We start from the raw sequence: 21,464 nt of genomic DNA on the forward strand, positions 1-21,464 counted from the left end.
GGATGTCGAAAGGTTGGCCCGAAAAGGCGTAGGGTTGGGGGCATGGACACTCTCATCACGATCCTCCACGTGGGCACCGCGGTGTTCATCGTCGGCCCGATGGCGATCATCCCCATGACGGGCCTGCGCGCCCTCCGCGCCGGCAACGCCGCGCAGGTGAAGACGCTCGCGACCTCGACGATGCTGTTCACCTGGCTGTCGCTGCTCACGTTCGTGTTCGGCTTCGGCGCGATGTCGATGGCGCCCAAGCAGTTCCACCTGTCGTTCACGACCCCGTGGATCCTCTGGTCGGCGATCCTCTACGTCGTCGCGTTCGTGCTGAACGCGTTCATCGTGGTGCCGCAGATGCGCAAGGCGTCCGAGGCGATGGCCGCGACGCCCGAGGGCTCGGCGCCCGCGAAGCCCGCCGGCTACGGTGCGATCGCGGCGAGCAACGGCATCGCGTCGCTGCTGCTCGTGGTCGTCGTCATCCTGATGATCTGGAAGCCGTAGCCCTCCGCGAGCCGTAACCCGGCCCCGGGTCCGCGCCCGCTCGCTCACCAGAACAGGCGTTTCAGCGACGACAGGAGATTCTGCACGGAATCGACCTGTCCTCGCCGAAACGCCTGTTCTCGTGAGGAGGGGGCTGGGAGGATGCCGCGGGCCCTGCGCCGAGGTGCAGGGATGCGGCTCAGCCGCGCAGCTCCCGGAGGGTCAGCGCGGTGCGCAGCGCCGCATCCGCCGCTTCGGCGCCCTTGTCCTCCTTGGAGCCGGGGAGACCCGCCCGGTCGAGGCCCTGCTGCTCGTCGTCCAGCGTGAGAACGCCGAAGCCGACGGGCTTGCCGGTGTCGAGCGCGACGCGCGTGAGTCCGTCCGTGGCGGCGGACGACACGAAGTCGAAGTGGGGCGTCCCTCCGCGGATGATGACCCCGAGCGCCACGACGGCGTCCGCGCCGGCATCGAGCGCCGCCTTCGCGACGACGGGCAGCTCGAACGACCCGGCCACGCGCACGAGGCGCGACGTCGCGCCGGAGGCGTCGAGCACGCGCTGCGCGCCGGCGATCATGCCGTCCGTGATCGTGTCGTGCCACGTCCCGGCGACGATGACGACCGACAGGCCCGCCGCGTCGATCGGAGCAGCCTCGGGTGCGCCGTGTCCGCTCACTTCTCGGCTCCCTCGTGCATGGCGGCCAGGGCCTCTTCGAAGTCCTCGTCGGCGATGATGTGCCCCATCCGGTCGCGCTTGGTCGCGAGGTACTGGTGGTTGTTCGGGCCGATGCCGACCAGTAGCGGAACCTGCTCGACGATCTCGAGTCCGAGCTCGCGGAGCTGGTTGACCTTGTCCGTGTTGTTCGTGAGGAGACGCACCTTCTCGACGCCGAGGTCGGCGAGGATGCCGGCCGCCGCCGCGTAGTCGCGGGCATCGGCCGGAAGGCCGAGCGCGAGGTTCGCATCGACCGTGTCGAGGCCGCGCTCCTGCAGGCTGTAGGCGCGCAGCTTGTTGATGAGGCCGATGCCGCGGCCCTCGTGCCCGCGCATGTAGATGACGACGCCGCCGTCCTGCTCGATGACGTCGAGGGCGGCCTCCAGCTGCGGGCCGCACTCGCACTTGAGCGAGCCGAACGCCTCGCCGGTCAGGCACTCCGAATGCACGCGAACGAGCGGCGCATCCATGCCCTTCAGCTCGCCGGAGACGACCGCGACGTGGTCGGTTCCGGTCACCCGGTCCTTGTAGGCGAGGAAGCGGAACGACCCGTGCGAGGTCGGGACGTGCGCCTCGGCGCGCAGGCTCACCCGGCGCTTGTGCTCGCTGCGCTTCGACGGGTCGCACGGCACGTGCTCGTCGAGGTAGTCGACGAGCTGCTCGATCGTGATGACCGGCACGCCGTCGCTCTCGCCGAGCTCGAGAAGCCCCGGCAGTCGCATCATCGATCCGTCCTCGGCCACGAGCTCGCCGATCACGCCGACCGGCTGCAGGCCCGCGAGGCGCATGAGCTCGACGGTCGCCTCGGTGTGGCCGCCGCGCTCGCGCACGCCGCCGTCCACCGCTCGCAGCGGCAGGACGTGGCCCGGGCGGATGACGGATGTCGGCGTCGACGCCGGATTCGCCAGCACGTTGAGCGTGTGGGCGCGGTCGGCGGCGCTGATGCCCGTCGTGACGCCCTCGGCCGCGTCGACGCTCACGGTGTACGCCGTGCCGCGCGCGTCCTCGTTGACCGCCACCATGGGCGGGAGGTCGAGGCGATCCGCCCAGTCGGCGGGCATCGGCGCGCACAGGAATCCGCTCGAGTGGCGGACCGCCCATGCGATCCACTCGGCGGTGGCGAGCTCGGCGGACAGCACGACGTCGCCCTCGTTCTCGCGGTTCTCATCGTCCGCGACGATGACGGGACGCCCGGCGCGCAGCGCCTCCAAGGCGTCGGGGATGGTGGCAAGGCTCATTGTGAGCCTCCTTCCGTGAAAGAAAGAAGTCTTTGGACGTGGCGCGCCAGGATGTCGGTCTCGAGATTGACGCGCTCGCCGGGGCCGCGTTCGCCGAGCGTCGTGGCCGTGAGGGTCTCCGGGATGAGAGACACCTCGAACCACTGGTCGGCTGCATCCGCGGCGCTGACGCCGCTGACCGTGAGCGAGACGCCGTCGACGGCGATCGAGCCCTTGTCGACGACGAGCGGGGAGAGGTGGCGGGGGAGGGCGATGCGGATGACGCGCCACTGCGCGCCCGGCCGCACCTCGACGATCTCGCCGGTGCCGTCGATGTGGCCCTGGACGATGTGTCCGCCGAGCCGCCCGTGCGCGGCGGTGGCGCGCTCGATGTTGACGCGCCGACCGGCTCCGACGCCGTCGAGCGTCGACATGTCGAGCGTCTGCTTCATCACATCGGCGGTGAACCAGTCGGGACCCTGATCGACGACGGTGAGACACACGCCGCTCACCGAGATCGAGTCGCCGTGGCCGGCGTCCGAGACGGCGGTCGGCGCCTCGACGGTGATCCGAACGCCGTCGCCGGAGGGTGCGACGGCCGTCACCCGGCCGATCTCCTCCACGATTCCGGTGAACATCACGCGGCTCCTTCCTGTGCCGTGGGCGAGGGGGTCGCGACGACCAGCAGGTCATCGCCGAGGCGGGCGACGGACGCCACCGTCAGACGCGCCGCATCTCCGATCGTGTCGACGCCGATGTCGCCGACGGCGAGGCGCGACCCGCCCAGCAGCACCGGCGCGATGTACGCGAGCACCTCGTCGGCGAGTCCGGCGCGCAGGAACGAGGAAGCGAGCGCGGGCCCGCCCTCGACGAACACACGCTGGATGCCGCGCTCCCGCAGGTCAGCGAGCACGGCCACGAGGTCGGGGCCGTCGAAGAAGAGCGGCTCGTGCGGGTGACGGCGGACGGCCGCATCCACAGGCGTCGCGCGCGACCCGATGACGACCGGCACCGGCTGGTCCGGCACGAGCGCCCCGTCGTCGCCGCGCGCGGTGAGCGCCGGATCGTCGGCGAGCACCGTGCCGGTGCCGACGACGATCGCATCGGCGAGGGCGCGCCGGCGGTGCACATCCGTGCGCGCGGCGGGACCGGTGATCCACTGGCTCGTGCCATCGGCCGCGGCGGCGCGGCCGTCCAGGCTCTGCGCCCACTTCACGGTGACGTGCGGGCGCCCGAGCCGCTGCACCTCGAGCCAGGAATGGAGGAGCGCGGTGGCGTCGTCGGCGAGGAGCCCGGCCTTCACATCCAGCCCCGCGGCGCGCATGCGCTCAGCGCCGCCGGAGGAGCGGACGCCCGGATCGGCGATCGCATACACGACCCGCGCGACACCAGCCTCGATGAGAGCCACGGAACAGGGTCCGGTGCGGCCCGTGTGGTTGCACGGCTCGAGTGTGACGACCGCGGTGGCTCCGCGGGCTGCGCCGGGGGCGAGCCGGGACAGCGCGTCGACCTCCGCGTGGGGAGTTCCCGCACCGCGGTGCCAGCCCTCGGCGAGGACCTCGCCGTCGGGAGAGAGGATGACGGCGCCCACCTGCGGGTTCACGCCGCGGGGCCCGCGCAAGGCGAGCTCGAGCGCGCGCCGCATCGCGGCCGTCATGGCGTCGGCACCCGTCATCCATCGTCCTGTCCTGTTGATCCGGGGTCGATGGACGGCACTGCGACGTCTGGCGATGTCACCGTCGTGCTGCCTTCCATCCGGACTCGCGAAGCTCGCCTCGCATCACCGTCGGTCCCGGAATTCCACCGGGTCGGCCCCCGCATGCGGGGGTTCGCGGACTGTCACCGCCGGTTCGGATTCTCACCGACCCCGGAGCACGTTGTTTGTTCTGCTCCGAGTCTAGTAATCGTGTGAGACACGGTTTCATTCCGTGTCGGCCCGAACGGCCGGAGATGTCCCCGCGTCGCCGTAGCCTGGAGGTGGGCGAAGGGGGAGCGGATGTCTGGGGATCAGACCGGGTTCGAGGCGCTGGCTGCGCGTCCATATGCCGACGTCCTGATCGTCGGCGGCGGCGTCAACGGGATCGCGGCCTTCCGCGATCTGGCGCTGCAGGGCGTCGACGTCGCACTCGTCGAGCGCGCCGACTTCGTCAGCGGCGCATCCGCGGCCTCGTCGCACATGATCCACGGCGGCATCCGGTACCTCGAGAACGGCGAGTTCCGGCTCGTCCACGAGGCGGTCACCGAGCGCAACGCGCTGCTGCGGACCGCCCCGCACTTCGTGCGTCCGCTCCAGACGACGATCCCCATCTTCTCGACGTTCTCCGGCATCGTCGGCGCCCCGCTGCGGTTCCTGCGCCACGGCGCCGGAAAGCCCGCGGAGCGTGGCGCGATCCTCATCAAGATCGGCCTCGTGATCTACGACTCCTTCTCGCGCGGCGGCATCGTGCGCCCGACCGGCGTCGTCCCGCGGCACGCGTTCCACGGCCGTACCCGGTCGCTGCGCACGCTCCCCGAGCTGAACCCCGACGTGAAGTACACGGCGACCTACTGGGACGCCTCCCTCCATGACCCGGAGCGACTCGCGCTCGACCTTCTCCGCGACGGCGTCACCGCCGGCGCACGTTCGCAGACCGGCTCCCGTGCCCGCGCCGCGAACTACACCTCAGCCGTCTCCGTGAAGGACGGCAAGGTGATCCTGCGCGACGCCGAGACGGGGGAGGAGACCGGCTTCGCGGCATCCGTCGTCGTCAACGCGTCGGGCCCGTGGACCGACCTCACGAACGACGTTCTCGGCTCGCCGTCGCGCTTCATGGGTGGCACGAAGGGCTCGCACATCGTCCTCCACCACCCGCGGCTCCTCGCGGCGACCGGCGGGCGCGAGCTGTTCTTCGAGCACTCCGACGGTCGCATCGTGCTCATCTATCCGCTGAAGGGCCGCGTGCTCGTCGGCACGACCGATCTCGACCACGACATGGCTGACCCGATCGTGTGCACCGAGGATGAGGTCGACTACTTCCTCGACCTCATCTCCCACGTGCTTCCCGGCATCCCCGTCGACCGCTCCGAGATCGTGTACCGGTTCGCCGGCGTGCGCCCGCTGCCGCGCCACGACGACGTGTCACCGGGCTTCGTCTCGCGCGACTACCGCATCGAGCAGGCGCCGCTCTCGGGGGCGGAGGACACGACGGTCCTGAGTCTCGTGGGCGGAAAGTGGACGACCTTCCGCGCATCGGCGGAGCATCTCGCCGACCGCGTGCTCGCGGTCCTCACGCTGCCGCGGCTGCGGTCCACGAAGGGCCTGCCGATCGGCGGAGGGCGCGGGTATCCGACGACCGAGCGCACGCGCCGGCAGTGGATCGCCGGCCACCCGGCCGTTCCCGCCGCACGCGCGTCGGTGCTGCTCGACCGCTACGGCACCGTCGCCGCCGACGTCATCGCGGCGATCGCCGCCGACGCGGCCGATGCACCTCTCGTCGCGGCCCCCGCCTACTCGACCGGCGAGCTGCGCCACCTCGCGCGCACCGAGCAGGTCATGCACCTGGACGACGTCCTCATGCGCCGCACGAGCCTCGCCTTCACGGGGGGCGCGTCGCCCGAGGCGGCACGGGAGATCGCGGAGGCGATCGCCCCCGTGCTCGGATGGGATGCGGCGCGCATCTCACACGAGGTCGAACGGGGTCTCGCAAAGGTCCACGCGTTCGTCCCCGCCCCCGCGCCGGACGTCATCCCCGAGGTGCCGCGGTCCCATCCCGCGGGTCGCTGAGCGGCGAGCCGATCTCGGGACGTCACTGCGTTTCGTCTCGGTCGCCGGCGCTCCCTCGCTCAAGGAGCCGCGGGACTGATGCGGGTCGTGGCTGCACTCCTCGCCAGACGAGGCGCGCGTACCCGATAGCCTGACGGGACCGCGGGGATGCGGCATCCATTCAAGGGGGCACAGTGGCCGAGCATGTGATGGCGATCGATCACGGAACGACGTCCACGCGGGCGATCGTCTTCGACCGACAGGGGGAGATCGTCTCGACGGCGCAGCGGGAGCACGCGCAGATCTTCCCGCACGCAGGATGGGTGGAGCACGACCCCGTCGAGGTGTGGACCAACACGCAGTGGGTCGTCGCGCACGCGCTCTCGCGGGCCAAGCTCAATGCGGCCGACATCTCGGGCATCGGCGTCACGAACCAGCGCGAGACCGCCGTCGTGTGGGACCGCCGCACCGGCCGACCCGTCTACAACGCGGTCGTGTGGCAGGACACGCGCACGCAGGAGCGCCTCGACGCCCTCGCCGGGCATGCGCCGCGCATCACCGAGGTGACGGGTCTCCCGCTCACGTCGTACTTCTCGGCGTCGAAGCTCGCGTGGATCCTCGAGAACGTCCCCGGCGCTCGCGAGGCCGCCGAGGCGGGCGACATCCTGTTCGGCACCCCCGACACGTGGATCGTGTGGAACCTCACGGGCGGCCCGTCGGGCGGGGAGCACGTCACCGACGTCACGAACGCGAGCCGCACGCTGCTCATGGATCTCGTGACCCTCGACTGGTCCGACGAGATGCTCGCGATCTGGGGCATCCCGCGTGCGATGCTCCCCGCCATCCGCTCGTCGTCCGAGGTGGTCGGCCATGCACAGCTGCCGCCGGTCGTCGCGGGAGTCCCCGTCGCCGGCATCCTCGGAGACCAGCAGGCCGCCGCGTTCGGGCAAGCCGCGTTCGACGCCGGGCAGACGAAGAACACGTACGGCACCGGCAACTTCCTCCTCGTGAACACCGGCACCGAGATCGTCCGGTCGACGCACGGACTCATCTCGACGGTTGCATATCGGTGCGGGACGGATGCTGCGGTCTACGCGCTCGAGGGGTCGATCGCCGTGACGGGCTCGCTCGTGCAGTGGCTGCGCGACAACCTCGGCATCATCCAGACGTCGCAGGAGGTGCAGACGCTCGCCGAGACGGTCGAGGACAACGGAGGCGCGTACTTCGTCCCGGCGTTCTCCGGCCTGTTCGCCCCGTATTGGCGCCCCGACGCGCGCGGCGCCCTCGTGGGTCTCACGCGTTACGTCACCAAGGCGCACATCGCGCGCGCCGCGCTCGAGTCGACGGCGTTCCAGACACGCGACGTGCTCGGTGCGGTCATCGCGGACACGGGACGCGAGCTCGCGGAGCTCCGCGTCGACGGCGGGATGACGCACAACGACCTGCTTGTGCAGTTCCAGGCCGACATCCTCGGCATCCCGGTCGTCCGTCCCACGGTCGTGGAGACGACGGCCCTCGGCGCCGCGTACGCGGCCGGCCTCGCGACGGGGCTGTGGGGCGGTTTCGACGATCTGCGCGCCCACTGGAAGGAGGATCGCCGGTTCGAACCCGCGATGCCCGCCGAGGAGCGCGAGGAGCGCTACCGCACATGGCAGAAGGCCGTGCAGAAGTCCCTCGACTGGGTCGAGTGAGTCCGCGCATCGCTCCCGCGGGTCGTTGAGCGAGCGAAGCGAGTCGAAACGCGGTGAGGGTCAGGCCCTGTCCACCCGGAACAGGGCGCAGGTCGCGTTGTAGTACGCGTCGGTCAGGCCCTGATCGCGCATGCCGATGCGCCGTGCGACGGCCTGGGACGCGGTGTTGTCGGGGTTGGTGACGGCGAGCACGTGGTCGAGCCCCGCGCCGAACGCGTACTCGAGCACGCGGGATGCGGCTTCGCTCGCGATGCCCCGGCCCCACGCATCCGGATGCAGATGCCAGCCGATCTCGGTCTCACCCGACGGCTCGAGCGGTTCGGATGGTCCGGATGCGGGGAGCCCCTTCAAGAGAGCAGTCCCGAAGCGCTCACCGGTGGTGCGGTCGGCGATGAGCCAGATGCCGTCCGGATCGGGCTCCGCGAACGCCGCGTAGCGCTCCACCCGCTCGACGGCCTCGTCGCGGGAGGCCATCACCCGCGGCACGCGCCCGATGTAGCGCTGCACCTCCCACCGCGAGTACATGTCGAGCACGAAGTCGACGTCGTCCAGGGCGAAGCGGCGCAGGAGCAGCCGCGGAGTCTCCAGGTCGATCACTTCAGGAGCCTCGACAGCCGCCGATCGGCGAGGATCTTCCCGCCGGTCTGGCACGTCGCGCAGTATTCGAGGCTGTTGTCCGCGAAGAAGACGCTTCGCACGCTGTCGCCGCATACCGGGCAGGTCTCGCCGCGCCGGCCGTGCACCTGCATCCCTCGCCGCTTGGCGTCCTTGAGGTCCGCCGGGGGCTTGCCGGCGGCCTCGGCCACCGCATCCGTCAGCGTCGCGATCGTCGCCGCGTAGAGCCGGTCCACGTCCTCCTCGGTGAGGGAGGACGCCAATGCGTACGGCGACATCTTCGCGGCGTGCAGGATCTCATCGGAGTACGCGTTGCCGATGCCCGCGATGATCGACTGATCGCGCAGCACGCCCTTGATCTGCGTGCGGCGGCCCGCCAGCATCCCGGCGAGCACGTCGCTGCTGAACGACGGGTCGAGCGGATCGGGGCCGAGCCGGGCCACGCCTGGGACATCGGATGCCTCGCGCACGACATAGAAGGCGAGGGACTTCTTCGTCCCCGCCTCGGTGAGGTCGAACCCCGAGCCGTCGGACAGCGCGACGCGCAGCGCGATGGGAGTGCGGCCGGGTTTGATGATCGTCGTCGGCAGCTGGTCGTACCACCGCAGCCAGCCGGCCTTCGCGAGGTGGAACACGAGGTGCGGCCCCGTCGTCGCGACGTCGAGGAACTTGCCGTGCCGCGAGACGCCCGTGATCTCGGTGTCCTTGAGGCTGTCGATCGGCGGGTCGTACGTCTTCAGTGCGGCGATGTTCGCGACCATGGCCCGTGTGATGCGCAGACCGGTCGTTCGGCCCGCCAGGAAGTCGACGAGCCCCTGCACCTCCGGCATCTCGGGCATGCGCCCATCCTGGCACGCCCCGCCGACGTCGTGGAGCGCGGACCTCTGCTGGCCGGGATCGACAAGGCGCTCTCCGCCAGGGGGGGCTCCCTTGAACCGGAACGGCCCGTCCTCTTCGGAGGGCGGGCCGTTTCGTGGTGGATCGGATGCGGGGTCCGAGACGGGACTGGTCTCACACGCGACGGAGGAGCCCCGCCCGGTCGTAGACGTCGTCGAGCGTCGCGTTGGCGACGGCCTCCGCGCGCGCCGCGTTCGCGGCGAGGACCCGATCGAGCTCGGCCGGGTCATCCAGCAGCTCGAGCGCCCGCGAACGCACGGGACCGAATTCGTTCACGACGACCTCGGCGAGTCCCTTCTTGAAGTCCCCGTAGCCGCGGCCGGCGTACTCGTCCTCGATCGCAGGGATCTGGCGGCCGGTGAGGGCCGCGTAGATCACGAGCAGGTTCGACACCCCGGGCTTCGCCTCGCGGTCGTAACGCACGGTGCCCTCGCTGTCGGTCACGGCGCGCATGATCTTCTTCGCGGAGACGGCAGGGTCGTCGAGCAGCCACAGGACACCCGCATCCGACTCCGCCGACTTCGACATCTTCGCGGTCGGGTTCTGGAGGTCGTAGATGCGCGCGGTCTCCTGCTGGATCACCGGCATCGGCACGCGGAACGTCTCGCCGTACCGCGAGTTGAACCGCTCCGCGAGGTCGCGGGTCAGCTCGACGTGCTGCTTCTGGTCGTCGCCGACCGGCACGATGTCGGTCTGGTAGAGCAGGATGTCGGCGGCCATCAGGACGGGGTACGTGAACAGGCCCACGGATGTGGCATCCGCCCCGTACCGCTGCGACTTGTCCTTGAACTGCGTCATGCGGCCGGCCTCGCCGAAGCCGGTGATCGTGGAGAGGATCCACGCGAGCTCGGCGTGCGCGGGCACGTGCGACTGCACGTACAGCGTCGACTTCGACGGCTCGATGCCGGCGGCGATGTACTGCGCGGCGGTGCGACGGGTCTTCGCCCGCAGCTCCGCCGGATCGTTCGGCTGCGTCAGCGCGTGGAGGTCGACGACGGAGAAGAACGCCTCGTACGCCTCCTGAAGATCGCGCCACTGCATGAGCGCCCCGATGTAGTTGCCGATCTGGAGGGAGTCGGCCGAGGGCTGCATTCCGGAGTAGAGGCGCGGTTTCGTCACCGTCCGAGTCTATTCGGGCGTTCCGAGCGAATAATCCGCGATGACCGGCGCGTGGTCGCTCCACCGGGTGTCCCACGACGGCGCGCGGTCGATGCGGTAGTCGGTCACGCGCTCGGCGAGATCCGGAGTGGCCACGTGGTAGTCGATGCGCCACCCCGTGTCGTTGTCGAATGCACGGCCCATCATCGACCACCACGTGTACGGCCCGTCGACCTCGCCGTGGAAGCGGCGGCCGACATCGATCCAGCCTTGACCGCGGCCGCGCGAGCCGTCGACGCCGGTCACGATCGTGCCGGTCGCCCCGAACAGGCGGTCGAAGTAGCCGCGCTCACGCGGCAGGAACCCGGCGCGCTTGACGTTGCCCTTCCAGTTGCGGATGTCGAGTTCCCGGTGCCCGACGTTGAGGTCGCCCATGACGACAGCGAGCGGCGCTTCGGCGCGCAGCTGCCGCATCCGCTTCTCCATCGCGTTCAGGAAGTCCCACTTCTGCTCCTGCTTGGGCGTCTCGGCCTCGCCCGAGGGGACATACGCGCTCACGACGGTGACGGTCTCACCGTCGACCGCGAAGTCGGTCTCGAGCCAGCGGCCGGACGCATCGAGCCGCTTCGGCCCCTCGAGCCCGCGGCGCACGTCGACGGGTTCGTCACGACTGACGATCGCGACGCCGGCGCGGCCCTTCGCGAGAGCCTCGTCGCCGACGATGCGCCACCCCGGCAGCGACTCGGCGAGCTGCTCGGCGGTGGCCCGCACCTCCTGCAGCGCCATGATGTCGACATCGGCCAGATCGAGCCACTCGATCATGCCCTTGCGGGTCGCGGCGCGGATGCCGTTGACGTTGATGGAGGCGATGCGTACGCGGCGGGGCATACGTCCGAGCCTAATGACGCCTCCCGACATCCCGAGTCTTCGGGCGGCTCAGGCGCAGATACCGGATGCGCCTCGTCCATGTGCTCGCCGGAGCGGAGGAGAGGGCGAGCAGCACCAGGATGTCCAGCGGCAGCCCGAGGATGTTCGTGTGCAGGATCACCTGCTGACCGCCGTTGGCGAAGTCGACGGCCGCGGCGATCACGGCGAGTGCGCTGATGGTCATCGCGAGGATGCGCGCCCAGTTGCTGCCGCGGTAGACGAGCACGATGACGGCCAGCTGCACGATGATGCCGACGGCGATGACGACCATGGTCCAGAACGCGATCGCCTGGACGATCGCGTCGGTTGTCGCGGGATCGATGTCCTCGATGTCGACCTCGAGCGAGTGCACGAAGGAGGTCCAGTGCATCGCGGTGTTCACGACGAAGACGATCCCCGCGATCGCGCGGAGGGCGAGCAGGGCGACGCCGAGGGTGATCGAGACCGGCCGCCGGTCGGCTGCCTCCTCCACGACGTCGGCGGATGCGGCGAACTCGGCACGGGCCGGCAGCGCGCGGAGGTCCACGACGGGGAGGTGCCCGTCGGTGACGATCGAGTCTCCGCCCCCGTTGCGCGCGTGATATCCGGTGGAGAAGTCGCGGATGACGTCCACCCGTGCCGTCCCGCTGTCACCGGCGAGCGAGCTGACGACGTGGTCGCGCTCGATGTCGGTGTTGGCGTCGATCTTGTGGGTCACCTGCAGCGTGAACAGCGAGAAGCCGACCGCCCGGTCGAACGTTCCGGCCCCCAGCCAGTCCGCCTCCCCGCCGCCGGGGAGCCGCCATCCCTCCGGGCACTTCCAGAACCGGACGTGGTGGCGCTTGGCGGGGTTGCCCGCGACCTCCTGCTGGTACGCGAGGTCCTGCTGGCGGTTGAAGAGGAGGAGGGGGCTCACCGGCGCCTCGTCGTAGCTGCGGCGCATGACCGTCGCCGTGACGATCTTCCAGCTGGTGCGGCCCGTGACGGGGTCGGCCAAGGTCCATCCGGCATCCGCCATCGCGGTCTGGAGCTGCGACTGGCTGCCGAGGACCGCGAGGTTGATCGGGTCTCCGAGGAGTCCGTCGCTCGTGCGTGCGCGTCCGATGAAGTAGTTCGGCACGTAGATGCGGGTGAGGATGCGGTGCAGCCTCGGCAGCACGAGGTAGGCCAGCAGCCCCCAGAACAGGATGAAGAAGAGGATGAAGAACCAGCCGACGTCGAAGCTCTCGGTCGCGAGCAGCCACGCGAGCCAGATCGCGGCGAGCGTCGCGAGCAGGAAGTAGACGAAGTCGACGATCTCGCCCCGGCGCACATGCAGCCTTCGCGCCGGGCGCTTGCCCGGCTCGACGACGGCGCCGGTGTCGACTCCGGCTGCGTCGTCCCGTCCGTCCCCCGCGGCGGTCATGCCGCCATGCTACGACGTGTGGGACGCGCCCGGTGGGTGATTCTCTGGCGAGGCCGCGGGGTGGCTCCCATCCAGAGCGGCCGCGAAGAAGCCCTTGTGCGGAGCCGGCTCAGGCGCGGCATCCTCCACCTGCTGCAGCTCGTTGCGTGCCTCCTGCACCGCGCGATCGGCGCTCCACCGGCGATACCAGGGCGCGCTGGCCTGCGCCTCCTCGGCGGTCCGCAGCCGCACCTGCGCCGCGAGCAACAGCGCCTTGTGCTCTTCCGCGAGGCGCTGGGCCTCGGTGACCGGCAGCAGGGCGACATGGCGGTCGCGCGCCGCGATGGCGATCCAGGATGCCGCGACCAGGAGCACGATCCCGATCAGCCGGAACCACAGGAGCAGCACGATCGCGACCGCGAATGTGGCGAGAAGCGGATTGGACGGCGTGTAGCTGAGGAAGAGTCCGAAGCCGAGCTGCAGCACCGTTGTCGCTCCCGCCCCGAGAAGGGCGCCCGGGAAGATGCGCTGCCACGTGAGCTTCGTGCCGGTGAGGAAGCGGAACAGGCCCGCCAGAAGCGCCGTGTTCACGACGTACACCGCGAGCACGGTCACGAGTCGGATGGTCAGAAGCGACGCCTTCGAGCTCGCCCCCAGCCCGACCAGGTCGAACACGAACTGGAGCGCCCACGTGCCGAGGGTGATGAGCACCGTGCCCAGGAGGAGCCCGACGCCGAAGACGATGGCGGCGACGAGGTCGAGGGCCTTCAGAGCGAAGTAGTTGCGGCGGTCCGGAGGGATGCCGAAGACGCCGCGCACCGATCGCCGCGCGTAGGAGATGGCGCTGATCGCTGTCCACACGAAGGTGCCGAGGGCGATGAGTCCTGTGATGCTGAGGGCGCCGCTGTTCCTGCTCGCGATGTCTTGCACCGCCTCGGGGGTGATGACGCCGCCGGTCTCGGCGATGAGGCCGGGGATGTAGTTGTTGATGATCTTCGACAGCTGCTGCACCGCATCGGGATCCCCGCCGAGCCACAGACCGGCGATCGCGAACGCGACGTAGATCCCGGCGAAGCCGGCGAACAGCGACTGGTAGCTGACGCCCGCCGCGAGGATGAACCCGTCGTGCCGCAGGAAGTTCCGCCACACCCGCACCGGGAACCAGGCGAGCGTGCGCTGCGTGATGGCCGTCGCGCGCGCGATCGGCTCGTCGAGCCGCTGTCGCAGCGTCTCCTGGCGCTCCTCGAAGCGGTCCCGGAGATCCTGTTCGTCGCGCGCGGCCTTGGCCGCGGCGCTGCGCGACGACCGCGCGCTCGCGGACTCGGCGCCGCCGGCTTCAGGATCGGGACGGCTCACGCGGTCCAGATTATCGAGTGACGGATGCGGTGTCCGCCGCCGCGGGAGATGCCGGACGGGTGCGGAACCAGCGGAGCACGAACAGCACCGCGAGCAGCACGACGGCCGGGATCAGGAAGCCGAAGCCGAGGTTCGGACCGCCCGAGAGCAGACCCAGCAGCACGGCGCCGACGATGACGCCGGCGTAGTTGAAGATGTTCACCCGCGCGATGATCTGATCGCTGTGCGCCGGATCGAGCTCGCCGGCCGCCCCGAACGTCACCGGCACGAGGACACCGGTCGCGACGCCGGCCAGTGCGAAGCCCACGATGGCGGCGATCTCGAAGGGGAGGAGCGCGACGAGGAAGCACCCGACAGCGGAGACGAGCGTCGCGATCAGCACGAGACGCACGCGCCCGATCCGCGGCATGAGGCGGTCGGTGACGAGCCGCGTGATGAGGATGCAGACCTGGTAGGCCGCGTACCCGAGCGGCGCGATCCACGCGAGTGTCTTCAGGTTGTTCTGCAGGTAGACGGTGCCCCACGTGCTGACCGACGAATCGACGACGAACACCGCGAGGATGACGAGGCCGAACGCCCAGATGCCGGCACGCGGCAGCTTGCCCCGCTCGGCCTTCGGCAGCGCTTCGTCCACCGGCACATCGCGCGCGAACAGTCGCATGCCGACGAGCGCGACCGCGAGGAAGACGACAGCGGCGACGGTGATGGCGACCCCCGCGCCCGCGGCGGATGCCGCGACCCCGGACACGAGCAGGGCGCCGACGATCGCGGCGGCGGTGTAGCCGGCGAAGAACCCGCCCATGAGCGGGCGGCCGTAGGACCGCTGGACGAGCACGCCCTGCATGGAGGACGCCGCGTCCACGCAGCCCAGTCCCAGGCCGTAGATCGCGAGGGCTCCGATGAACACGGCCAACGGCGTCTGGAAGGCGACCACGGGGAGGATCGCGGCCTCGATGATGAGGCCGGTCGCCAGCGCCGCGCGGCTGCCCCAGCGCACCGAGATCAGGTCGGCCAGCACCGATCCGAGGGCGGCGACGACGGCCACGCCCAGCATGATCAGCGACACCGTCTGGTCGTCGATGTGCTGGCGCTTCTCGAGTGCGGGCAGCGACGTGACGAGTACGGCGTACCCGAGGGCCTGGGCGGCGTAGGCGGTGGTGACGGCGAATCGTGAGGCGCGCCGCGTCCGCGTCGCGCTGTCCTGATCCCGGTCGCTCCGTTGCGACGTGGTCATGTGGTTCCTTCTGTGGAGGTCAGGAGGTGAACATATCAGGCGCCGCGAAGGACGGCCTGCTTGACCTCCGCGATGGCCTTCGTGACCTCGATGCCGCGCGGGCACGCCTCGGTGCAGTTGAAGGTCGTGCGGCAGCGCCAGACGCCTTCCTTGTCGTTGAGGATGTCGAGGCGCACGTCGCCCGCGTCGTCGCGCGAGTCGAAGATGAACCGGTGCGCGTTGACGATCGCAGCGGGCCCGAAGTACTGGCCGTCGGTCCAGAACACCGGGCAGGACGACGTGCAGGCGGCGCAGAGGATGCACTTGGTCGTGTCGTCGAAGCGCTCGCGCTCGACCACCGACTGGATGCGCTCCTTGCCGGCCTCGGGCTTCGAGTCGGCGATGAGGAACGGCTTCACCTCGCGGTACGCGGCGAAGAACGGCTCCATGTCGACGACGAGGTCCTTCTCCAGCGGCAGGCCCTTGATCGCCTCGACGTAGATCGGCTTCGAGATGTCGAGGTCCTTGATCAGCGTCTTGCAGGCGAGGCGGTTGCGGCCGTTGATGCGCATGGCGTCGGAGCCGCAGATGCCATGGGCGCACGAGCGGCGGAACGTCAGCGACCCGTCGACCTCCCACTTGATCTTGTGGAGGGCGTCGAGGACGCGGTCGGTCGAGTACACCTCGACGTCGTAGTCCACCCAGCGCGGCTCCTCGTCCACCTCCGGGTTGAAGCGGCGGATGTTGAAGGTCACGAGGAAGGACTGGATGCCGGTGTCCCCGGCCTCATCCAGCGCCTCGACGGCACCGGGCTCGACGATCGCAGTCGACATCAGTACTTCCTCTCCAGCGGCGGGTACCGCAACTCGCCGCGCTCGTTCTTCGTGAACACGACGGGCTTGAAGTCCAGCGTGATGTGGTCGCCGGCATCCGACGAGTGCGCGTCGCCGGTGAGGTACGCCATCGTGTGCTGCATGTAGTTCTCGTCGTCGCGCGTCGGGAAGTCGTCGCGCATGTGGCCGCCGCGGCTCTCCTTGCGGTTGCGGGCGGCGTAGACGACGACCTCGGCGAGGTCGAGCAGGAACCCGAGCTCGACGGCCTCGAGCAGGTCGGTGTTGTACCGCTTGCCCTTGTCGTCGACGTGCACGTTCTTGTAGCGGGCGCGCAGCTCTTCGATCGTCTCGAGGACCTCGCCGAGCGACTCGTCGGTGCGGAACACCTGTGCCTTGCGGTCCATCTCGTCCTGCAGGGTCTTGCGCAGGACCGCGATGCGCTCGGTGCCGGCGTTGCCGCGGAGGCCCTCGATCATGTCGCGGACGGCCTGCGCCGGGTTCTCCGGCAGCGGCACGAACTCGGCGGTCTTGACGTACTCGACCGCGTTGCGGCCGGCGCGCTTGCCGAAGACGTTGATGTCCAGGAGCGAGTTGGTGCCGAGGCGGTTCGAGCCGTGCACCGAGACGCACGCGCACTCGCCGGCGGCGTACAGGCCCGGGACGACCGTCGTGTTGTCCGAGAGCACCTCGGCGTTGTTGTTGGTCGGGATGCCGCCCATCGCGTAGTGCGCGGTCGGCATGACCGGAACCGGTTCGACGACCGGGTCGACGCCCAGGTACGTGCGGGCGAACTCGGTGATGTCCGGGAGCTTCGTCTCGAGGACCTCGGCGCCCAGGTGGGTGCAGTCGAGCAGCACATAGTCGCGGTGCGGGCCGGCGCCGCGACCCTCCGCGACCTCCTGGACCATGCAGCGGCTCACGATGTCGCGGGGTGCCAGGTCCTTGATGGTGGGGGCGTAGCGCTCCATGAAGCGCTCGCCGCTCGCGTTGCGCAGGATCGCGCCCTCGCCGCGCGCGCCCTCGGTGAGGAGGATGCCGAGGCCGGCAAGGCCCGTCGGGTGGAACTGGAAGAACTCCATGTCCTCCAGCGGCAGGCCCTTGCGCCATACGATGCCGACGCCGTCGCCGGTGAGGGTGTGGGCGTTCGAGGTGGTCTTGAAGATCTTGCCGAAGCCGCCGGTCGCGAAGATGACGGCCTTCGACTGGAAGACGTGGAGGTCGCCCGTGGCGAGCTCGTACGCGACGACGCCGGCGACCTGCTTGTCCTTGCCCTCGCCGACCGTGATGAGGTCGAGGACGTAGAACTCGTTGAAGAAGTTGATGCCGAGCTTGACGCAGTTCTGGAACAGCGTCTGCAGGATCATGTGGCCGGTGCGGTCGGCCGCGTAACAGGCGCGGCGCACGGGCGTCTTGCCGTGGTCGGCGGTGTGGCCGCCGAAGCGGCGCTGGTCGATCTTGCCCTCCGGCGTGCGGTTGAAGGGCAGGCCCATGTTCTCGAGGTCGATGACCGCGTCGATGGCCTCCTTGGCCAGGATCTCCGCCGCATCCTGGTCGACGAGGTAGTCGCCGCCCTTGACGGTGTCGAACGTGTGCCACTCCCACGAGTCCTCTTCGACGTTCGCGAGGGCCGCCGCCATGCCGCCCTGCGCCGCGCCGGTGTGCGAGCGCGTGGGGTAGAGCTTGGAGATGACGGCCGTCTTCGCGCCCGGGCCCGCCTCGATGGCCGCCCGCATCCCGGCGCCGCCGGCGCCCACGATGACGATGTCGAACTGGTGGTAGTGGATGCCGTCCTTGACGACGGAATCTGCGGTCTGCGTGCTCACGTGATGTATGCCTTTGCCTCTACGTCGATCCTGGTGCGGGCTCAGCCCTTGCACATGCTCCACAGCGAGCTGTCCTGCGTGACTCCGAGGCACGGGTCGAACGTGAAGACGACCAGGGTGCCGAGGAGGATGAGGAATGCGGCGGCGAGGCCCACGGCCCAGACCAGCACGGTGCGCGTGCGGGCGTGGGTCACGTAGTCGTTGATGATCGTCCGCATGCCGTTGGCGCCGTGGATGAGGGCGAGCCACAGCATGATGACGTCCCACCACTGCCAGAACGGCGTGGCGTACTTGCCGACGACGAACGCGAAGTCGATCTGGCGCACGCCGTCGCCGGCGACGAGGTTGATGAACAGGTGCCCGAAGATGAGCACCACGAGCAGCACGCCGGAGGCGCGCATGTAGATCCAGCCCCACTTCTCGAGATTCGAGCCGCGGCGGCGCGCAGCCGTCGGGGTGCGGGGAGCGGCGATGGTGTCGGAGGTCATGTCGTCGCCTTCCTTACTTCGCACCGGAGATCTCGGCCACGATGACCATGAGCTGGCGGGGGATGAACCCGGCCATCGTGATCACCCAGATGCCGAGGACGCCCCACCACAGCTGGCGCTGATAGCGGGCACCCTTCGACCAGACGTCGACCAGGATGATGCGCAGTCCGTTGAACGCGTGGTACGTGATCGCCGCGACGAGCACGATCTCGCCGAGGCCCATGATCGGGTTCTTATATGTGCCGATCACCGCGTCGTACGCCGCGGGCGAGACGCGGATGAGCGCCGTGTCCAGGACGTGCACCAGCAGGAAGAAGAAGATCGCGACACCGGTGATGCGGTGCAGGACCCAGGACCACATTCCCTCGTGGCCGCGATACAGCGTTCCACGGGGGGTCTTCGAGGTGGTTTCCGAGATCTGCGGTGTGAGGCGTGCTGGAGCTGACACGGCCGTCCTCCCTGATCGAAAACGGGGGGCTTCTGAGCCCGGGGGATGGGCTGGGGAGCCCCTGGCGTCGCACGGGCGCCGCACTCATCCTATTCCCAGCAAGGAGGTGGTGCGGATGAGGACACCCTTACCCGCAGAGGGGATGCGGGGGAGCCTCGCGTACCCTGGTGCGCATGCCTGAGCCGATCGAGAACTTCTACGCCGTCATCCCCGCGGGGGGCATCGGCAGCAGGCTGTGGCCGCTGTCGCGGGCGGACGCGCCGAAGTTCCTGCACGATCTCACGGGGTCGGGTCAGACGCTCCTGCGCGACACGTGGGACCGGCTCGAGCCTCTGGCAGGAGCCGACCGGATCGCCGTCGTCACCGGCCGTGCGCACCGTGCGGCCGTCGAGAAGGAGCTGCCCGGCATCCCGGACAGGAACGTCTTCCTCGAGTCGGAGCCGCGCGAGTCGGCAGCCGCGATCGGTCTCGCCGCCGCCGTCCTCAGCCGACGGGAGCCGGACGTCATCATCGGGTCGTTCGCCGCCGACCACGTCATCCGGGGTCTGCGCACGTTCGAGTTCGCCGTGCAGCAGGCGGTCGCCGTCGCCCGCGAGGGCTACATCTGCACGATCGGCATCCAGCCGGCCGAGCCGTCGGTCGGGTTCGGCTACATCCGCAAGGGCGGCGAACTGGAGGCGGACGGCGCACCCGAGGCCGCGTTCGTCGAGCGTTTCGTGGAGAAGCCCGATCTCGAGACCGCCAAGGGGTACTTCGCCGACCGGTCGTACCTCTGGAACGCGGGCATGTTCATCTCGCGCGCGGACGTCCTGCTCGGGGAGATCGCGGAGAACGACCCGCATCTCTACGCGGGGCTCATAGATCTCGCCGAGGCGTGGGATGACCGCGACGCGCGCGGTCCGGTGGTCGACCGCGTGTGGCCGACGCTCACGAAGATCGCGATCGACTACGTCGTCGCGGAGCCTGCGGCAGCGAAGGGGCGCCTCGCCGTCATCCCCGGCCACTTCGACTGGGACGACGTCGGCGACTTCGCCAGCCTCGCCAAGCTGAACTCGCACGGACGCAAGAACGACCTCGCGATCCTGGGTGAGAATGCGAGGGTGCTGTCGGATGCCTCCAGCGGCATCGTGGTCTCCCAGACGAACCGCGTCATCAGCCTGATCGGCGTGCAGGACATCGTCGTCGTGGACACTCCTGACGCGCTTCTCGTCACGACGAGCGAGAACGCGCAGCGGGTGAAGGGGGTCGTGGACGCGCTCAAGCTCAACGGGCGCGGCGACGTGCTCTGATCTGTACATCTCGGGTTCATAACCATTCACCGAAAGGGGTTGGTGTGGGCGCAACCGAGCGGTAATCCTAGGTAACTTCTCATACATCCTCGCGAGATCCGCGGGGCATAGACGTGGAGGCGTGAGTTGACCATCTCTACCACCCGCAAGCTCGTCGGCGCTGGGGTCGCCGCGAGCCTGCTCCTTGCACTCGCCGGCTGCGGCTCGGCACCGACTGCGACCTCATCCAGCTCCGGCGCGAAGGCTGTCGCCGGCTTCAAGCCCTGCATCGTCTCCGACAGCGGTGGCTTCAACGACCACTCGTTCAACGAGTCGGCGCTCAACGGCATGAAGAAGGCGGCCGACGAGCTCGGCATCAAGTTCACCCAGGTGACCTCGAAGTCCGCGAGCGACTACACGCCCAACATGCAGGCGCTCGTCTCGGGCGGCTGCACGTACATCGTGTCGGTCGGCTTCAACCTCTCGGCCGCGACGGTCGAGTCGGCCAAGGCCAACCCGAAGATCGACTACGCGATCGTCGACGACCCGGGCCAGGACTCGAGCGGCAAGACGCCGTCGAACCTCAAGCCGCTCCTCTTCGACACCGCGCAGGCGGCCTACCTCGGCGGCTACGCCGCTGCGGCCTACTCGCAGGCCGGCAAGGTCGGCACCTTCGGCGGCATGCAGATCCCGCCGGTGAGCATCTACATGGACGGCTTCGTCGACGGCGTCGCGAAGTACAACAGCGACAAGAGCAAGAGCGTCCAGTCGTTCGGTTGGGACAAGGCCACGCAGAAGGGCTCGTTCACCGGCGGCTTCGCGGCCAACGACACGGCGAAGCAGACCGCTCAGGGCATCCTGGACCAGGGCGCGGACGTGATCCTCCCCGTCGGCGGCCCGATCTACATCAGCGCCGCGGCGGCCATCCGCGGTGGCAGCAACAAGAACACCGTCATGCTCGGCGTCGACAGCGACCTCGTCGTCGCCGACCCGAGCGTCAAGGATGTCACCCTGGTGTCCATCCTCAAGCGCATCGACGTCGCCGTGCACGATGCGGTCATGGCCGGCGCCACCGGCAAGTTCGACGCGACGACCTACGTCGGCACGCTGAAGAACGGCGGCGTGGGCCTGTCCAGCTTCCACGACTTCGAGTCGAAGCTGCCCGCCGGCCTCACCGACGACCTGAAGAAGCTGCAGCAGGAGATCATCGACGGCACGATCGTCGTCCAGTCCCCGTCGACCCCCAAGGCCGGCTGAGACACCCCGTTCGGCTGACGCACGAAGCGGCGACTGCGGTCGCCG

General features: G+C 69.5%; 20 protein-coding genes and 1 riboswitch. Of the genes, 5 read left to right on the forward strand and 15 right to left on the reverse strand.

The annotated features are described in order from the left end of the window. Positions 1-42 precede the first annotated feature (42 nt). Complete coding sequence (locus QSV35_RS12945) at positions 43-492, forward strand: DUF2269 family protein (RefSeq protein ID WP_286289197.1); 450 nt, start codon at positions 43-45, stop codon at positions 490-492. 178 nt (positions 493-670) lie between these two features. On the opposite strand, the gene ribH is transcribed toward QSV35_RS12945, so the two are convergent. Genes ribH through ribD form a run of 4 tightly spaced genes read right to left on the reverse strand, consistent with a single transcriptional unit; the run spans position 671 to position 4,075 of the window. Further along, positions 671-1,144, reverse strand: coding sequence for a 6,7-dimethyl-8-ribityllumazine synthase (gene ribH / locus QSV35_RS12950; protein WP_286289198.1), 474 nt, complete (start codon positions 1,142-1,144; stop codon positions 671-673). Further along, entirely contained in the window at positions 1,141-2,421 is a 1,281-nt protein-coding gene (gene ribA / locus QSV35_RS12955; RefSeq protein ID WP_286289199.1) for a GTP cyclohydrolase II, read from the reverse strand. Before ribA ends, ribH begins: the two co-directional genes overlap by 4 nt. Continuing rightward, entirely contained in the window at positions 2,418-3,038 is a 621-nt protein-coding gene (locus tag QSV35_RS12960; protein ID WP_286289201.1) for a riboflavin synthase, read from the reverse strand. The genes ribA and QSV35_RS12960 overlap by 4 nt, the downstream gene beginning before the upstream one ends. Further along, on the reverse strand, positions 3,038-4,075 hold the full coding sequence (gene ribD / locus QSV35_RS12965; protein WP_286289202.1) for a bifunctional diaminohydroxyphosphoribosylaminopyrimidine deaminase/5-amino-6-(5-phosphoribosylamino)uracil reductase RibD: 1,038 nt from the start codon (positions 4,073-4,075) through the stop codon (positions 3,038-3,040). Before ribD ends, QSV35_RS12960 begins: the two co-directional genes overlap by 1 nt. Positions 4,076-4,138: 63 nt before the next feature. After that, positions 4,139-4,279: riboswitch (FMN riboswitch) on the reverse strand. Positions 4,280-4,396: 117 nt separating this feature from the next. Between ribD and QSV35_RS12970 the strand changes: the two genes are divergently transcribed. Both QSV35_RS12970 and glpK read left to right on the forward strand, forming a co-directional pair. Next, positions 4,397-6,163, forward strand: a complete 1,767-nt coding sequence (locus QSV35_RS12970; protein ID WP_286289203.1) for a glycerol-3-phosphate dehydrogenase/oxidase — start codon at positions 4,397-4,399, stop codon at positions 6,161-6,163. A 173-nt stretch (positions 6,164-6,336) separates the two neighbouring features. Beyond that, positions 6,337-7,833: a glycerol kinase GlpK gene (glpK, locus tag QSV35_RS12975; RefSeq protein WP_286289204.1), complete on the forward strand. Its 1,497-nt coding sequence runs from the start codon at positions 6,337-6,339 to the stop codon at positions 7,831-7,833. Positions 7,834-7,893: 60 nt separating this feature from the next. Here glpK and QSV35_RS12980 read toward each other — a convergent pair whose 3' ends face one another. From QSV35_RS12980 to sdhC, 11 genes are all read right to left on the reverse strand, one after another. After that, complete coding sequence (locus QSV35_RS12980; RefSeq protein WP_286289205.1) at positions 7,894-8,430, reverse strand: GNAT family N-acetyltransferase; 537 nt, start codon at positions 8,428-8,430, stop codon at positions 7,894-7,896. Then, a complete protein-coding gene (locus tag QSV35_RS12985; protein WP_286289206.1) occupies positions 8,427-9,287 on the reverse strand; it encodes an Fpg/Nei family DNA glycosylase in 861 nt (286 codons plus the stop codon). The genes QSV35_RS12980 and QSV35_RS12985 overlap by 4 nt, the downstream gene beginning before the upstream one ends. 172 nt (positions 9,288-9,459) lie before the next feature. Then, positions 9,460-10,464 carry a tryptophan--tRNA ligase gene (gene trpS, locus QSV35_RS12990; RefSeq protein ID WP_286289207.1) on the reverse strand — a complete coding sequence of 335 codons (1,005 nt, stop codon included), beginning with the start codon at positions 10,462-10,464 and terminating at the stop codon, positions 9,460-9,462. 9 nt (positions 10,465-10,473) lie between these two features. Continuing rightward, entirely contained in the window at positions 10,474-11,331 is an 858-nt protein-coding gene (locus QSV35_RS12995) for an exodeoxyribonuclease III (RefSeq protein ID WP_286289208.1), read from the reverse strand. A 10-nt stretch (positions 11,332-11,341) separates the two neighbouring features. Further along, positions 11,342-12,754: an LssY C-terminal domain-containing protein gene (locus QSV35_RS13000; RefSeq protein ID WP_286289209.1), complete on the reverse strand. Its 1,413-nt coding sequence runs from the start codon at positions 12,752-12,754 to the stop codon at positions 11,342-11,344. 9 nt (positions 12,755-12,763) lie between these two features. Next, the gene (locus tag QSV35_RS13005) at positions 12,764-14,089 is read right to left on the reverse strand and encodes a YihY/virulence factor BrkB family protein (protein WP_286289210.1); all 1,326 of its coding nucleotides are present in this window, start codon (positions 14,087-14,089) and stop codon (positions 12,764-12,766) included. Positions 14,090-14,099: 10 nt separating this feature from the next. After that, a complete protein-coding gene (locus QSV35_RS13010) occupies positions 14,100-15,323 on the reverse strand; it encodes an MFS transporter (RefSeq protein ID WP_286289211.1) in 1,224 nt (407 codons plus the stop codon). A 35-nt stretch (positions 15,324-15,358) separates the two neighbouring features. Beyond that, on the reverse strand, positions 15,359-16,135 hold the full coding sequence (locus QSV35_RS13015) for a succinate dehydrogenase iron-sulfur subunit (protein WP_286289212.1): 777 nt from the start codon (positions 16,133-16,135) through the stop codon (positions 15,359-15,361). Next, positions 16,135-17,958 carry a succinate dehydrogenase flavoprotein subunit gene (gene sdhA, locus QSV35_RS13020; protein ID WP_286289213.1) on the reverse strand — a complete coding sequence of 608 codons (1,824 nt, stop codon included), beginning with the start codon at positions 17,956-17,958 and terminating at the stop codon, positions 16,135-16,137. The genes QSV35_RS13015 and sdhA overlap by 1 nt, the downstream gene beginning before the upstream one ends. Before the next feature lie 41 nt (positions 17,959-17,999). Continuing rightward, entirely contained in the window at positions 18,000-18,446 is a 447-nt protein-coding gene (locus QSV35_RS13025; protein ID WP_286289214.1) for a succinate dehydrogenase hydrophobic membrane anchor subunit, read from the reverse strand. 13 nt (positions 18,447-18,459) lie between these two features. Further along, entirely contained in the window at positions 18,460-18,894 is a 435-nt protein-coding gene (sdhC, locus tag QSV35_RS13030; protein WP_286289215.1) for a succinate dehydrogenase, cytochrome b556 subunit, read from the reverse strand. 173 nt (positions 18,895-19,067) lie between these two features. Here sdhC and QSV35_RS13035 point away from each other — a divergent pair, with 173 nt between their 5' ends. Both QSV35_RS13035 and QSV35_RS13040 read left to right on the forward strand, forming a co-directional pair. Continuing rightward, complete coding sequence (locus QSV35_RS13035) at positions 19,068-20,183, forward strand: mannose-1-phosphate guanylyltransferase (RefSeq protein WP_286289216.1); 1,116 nt, start codon at positions 19,068-19,070, stop codon at positions 20,181-20,183. Between the two features lie 126 nt (positions 20,184-20,309). Further along, entirely contained in the window at positions 20,310-21,419 is a 1,110-nt protein-coding gene (locus tag QSV35_RS13040) for a BMP family lipoprotein (RefSeq protein WP_286289217.1), read from the forward strand. Positions 21,420-21,464: the final 45 nt, after the last annotated feature.

The organism is Microbacterium candidum, from assembly GCF_030315975.1.
GTDB lineage: Bacteria > Actinomycetota > Actinomycetes > Actinomycetales > Microbacteriaceae > Microbacterium > Microbacterium candidum.

Bases quoted from the DNA above. Each gene is read 5' to 3' on its own strand.
- QSV35_RS12945 (WP_286289197.1), top strand. From the start codon at position 43: ATGGACACTCTCATCACGATCCTCCACGTGGGCACCGCGGTGTTCATC.
- ribA (WP_286289199.1), bottom strand. From the start codon at position 2,421: ATGAGCCTTGCCACCATCCCCGACGCCTTGGAGGCGCTGCGCGCCGGG.
- QSV35_RS12960 (WP_286289201.1), bottom strand. From the start codon at position 3,038: ATGTTCACCGGAATCGTGGAGGAGATCGGCCGGGTGACGGCCGTCGCA.
- ribD (WP_286289202.1), bottom strand. From the start codon at position 4,075: ATGACGGGTGCCGACGCCATGACGGCCGCGATGCGGCGCGCGCTCGAG.
- QSV35_RS12970 (WP_286289203.1), top strand. From the start codon at position 4,397: ATGTCTGGGGATCAGACCGGGTTCGAGGCGCTGGCTGCGCGTCCATAT.
- QSV35_RS12985 (WP_286289206.1), bottom strand. From the start codon at position 9,287: ATGCCCGAGATGCCGGAGGTGCAGGGGCTCGTCGACTTCCTGGCGGGC.
- QSV35_RS12995 (WP_286289208.1), bottom strand. From the start codon at position 11,331: ATGCCCCGCCGCGTACGCATCGCCTCCATCAACGTCAACGGCATCCGC.
- QSV35_RS13000 (WP_286289209.1), bottom strand. From the start codon at position 12,754: ATGACCGCCGCGGGGGACGGACGGGACGACGCAGCCGGAGTCGACACC.
- QSV35_RS13010 (WP_286289211.1), bottom strand. From the start codon at position 15,323: ATGACCACGTCGCAACGGAGCGACCGGGATCAGGACAGCGCGACGCGG.
- QSV35_RS13015 (WP_286289212.1), bottom strand. From the start codon at position 16,135: ATGTCGACTGCGATCGTCGAGCCCGGTGCCGTCGAGGCGCTGGATGAG.
- QSV35_RS13025 (WP_286289214.1), bottom strand. From the start codon at position 18,446: ATGACCTCCGACACCATCGCCGCTCCCCGCACCCCGACGGCTGCGCGC.
- QSV35_RS13035 (WP_286289216.1), top strand. From the start codon at position 19,068: ATGCCTGAGCCGATCGAGAACTTCTACGCCGTCATCCCCGCGGGGGGC.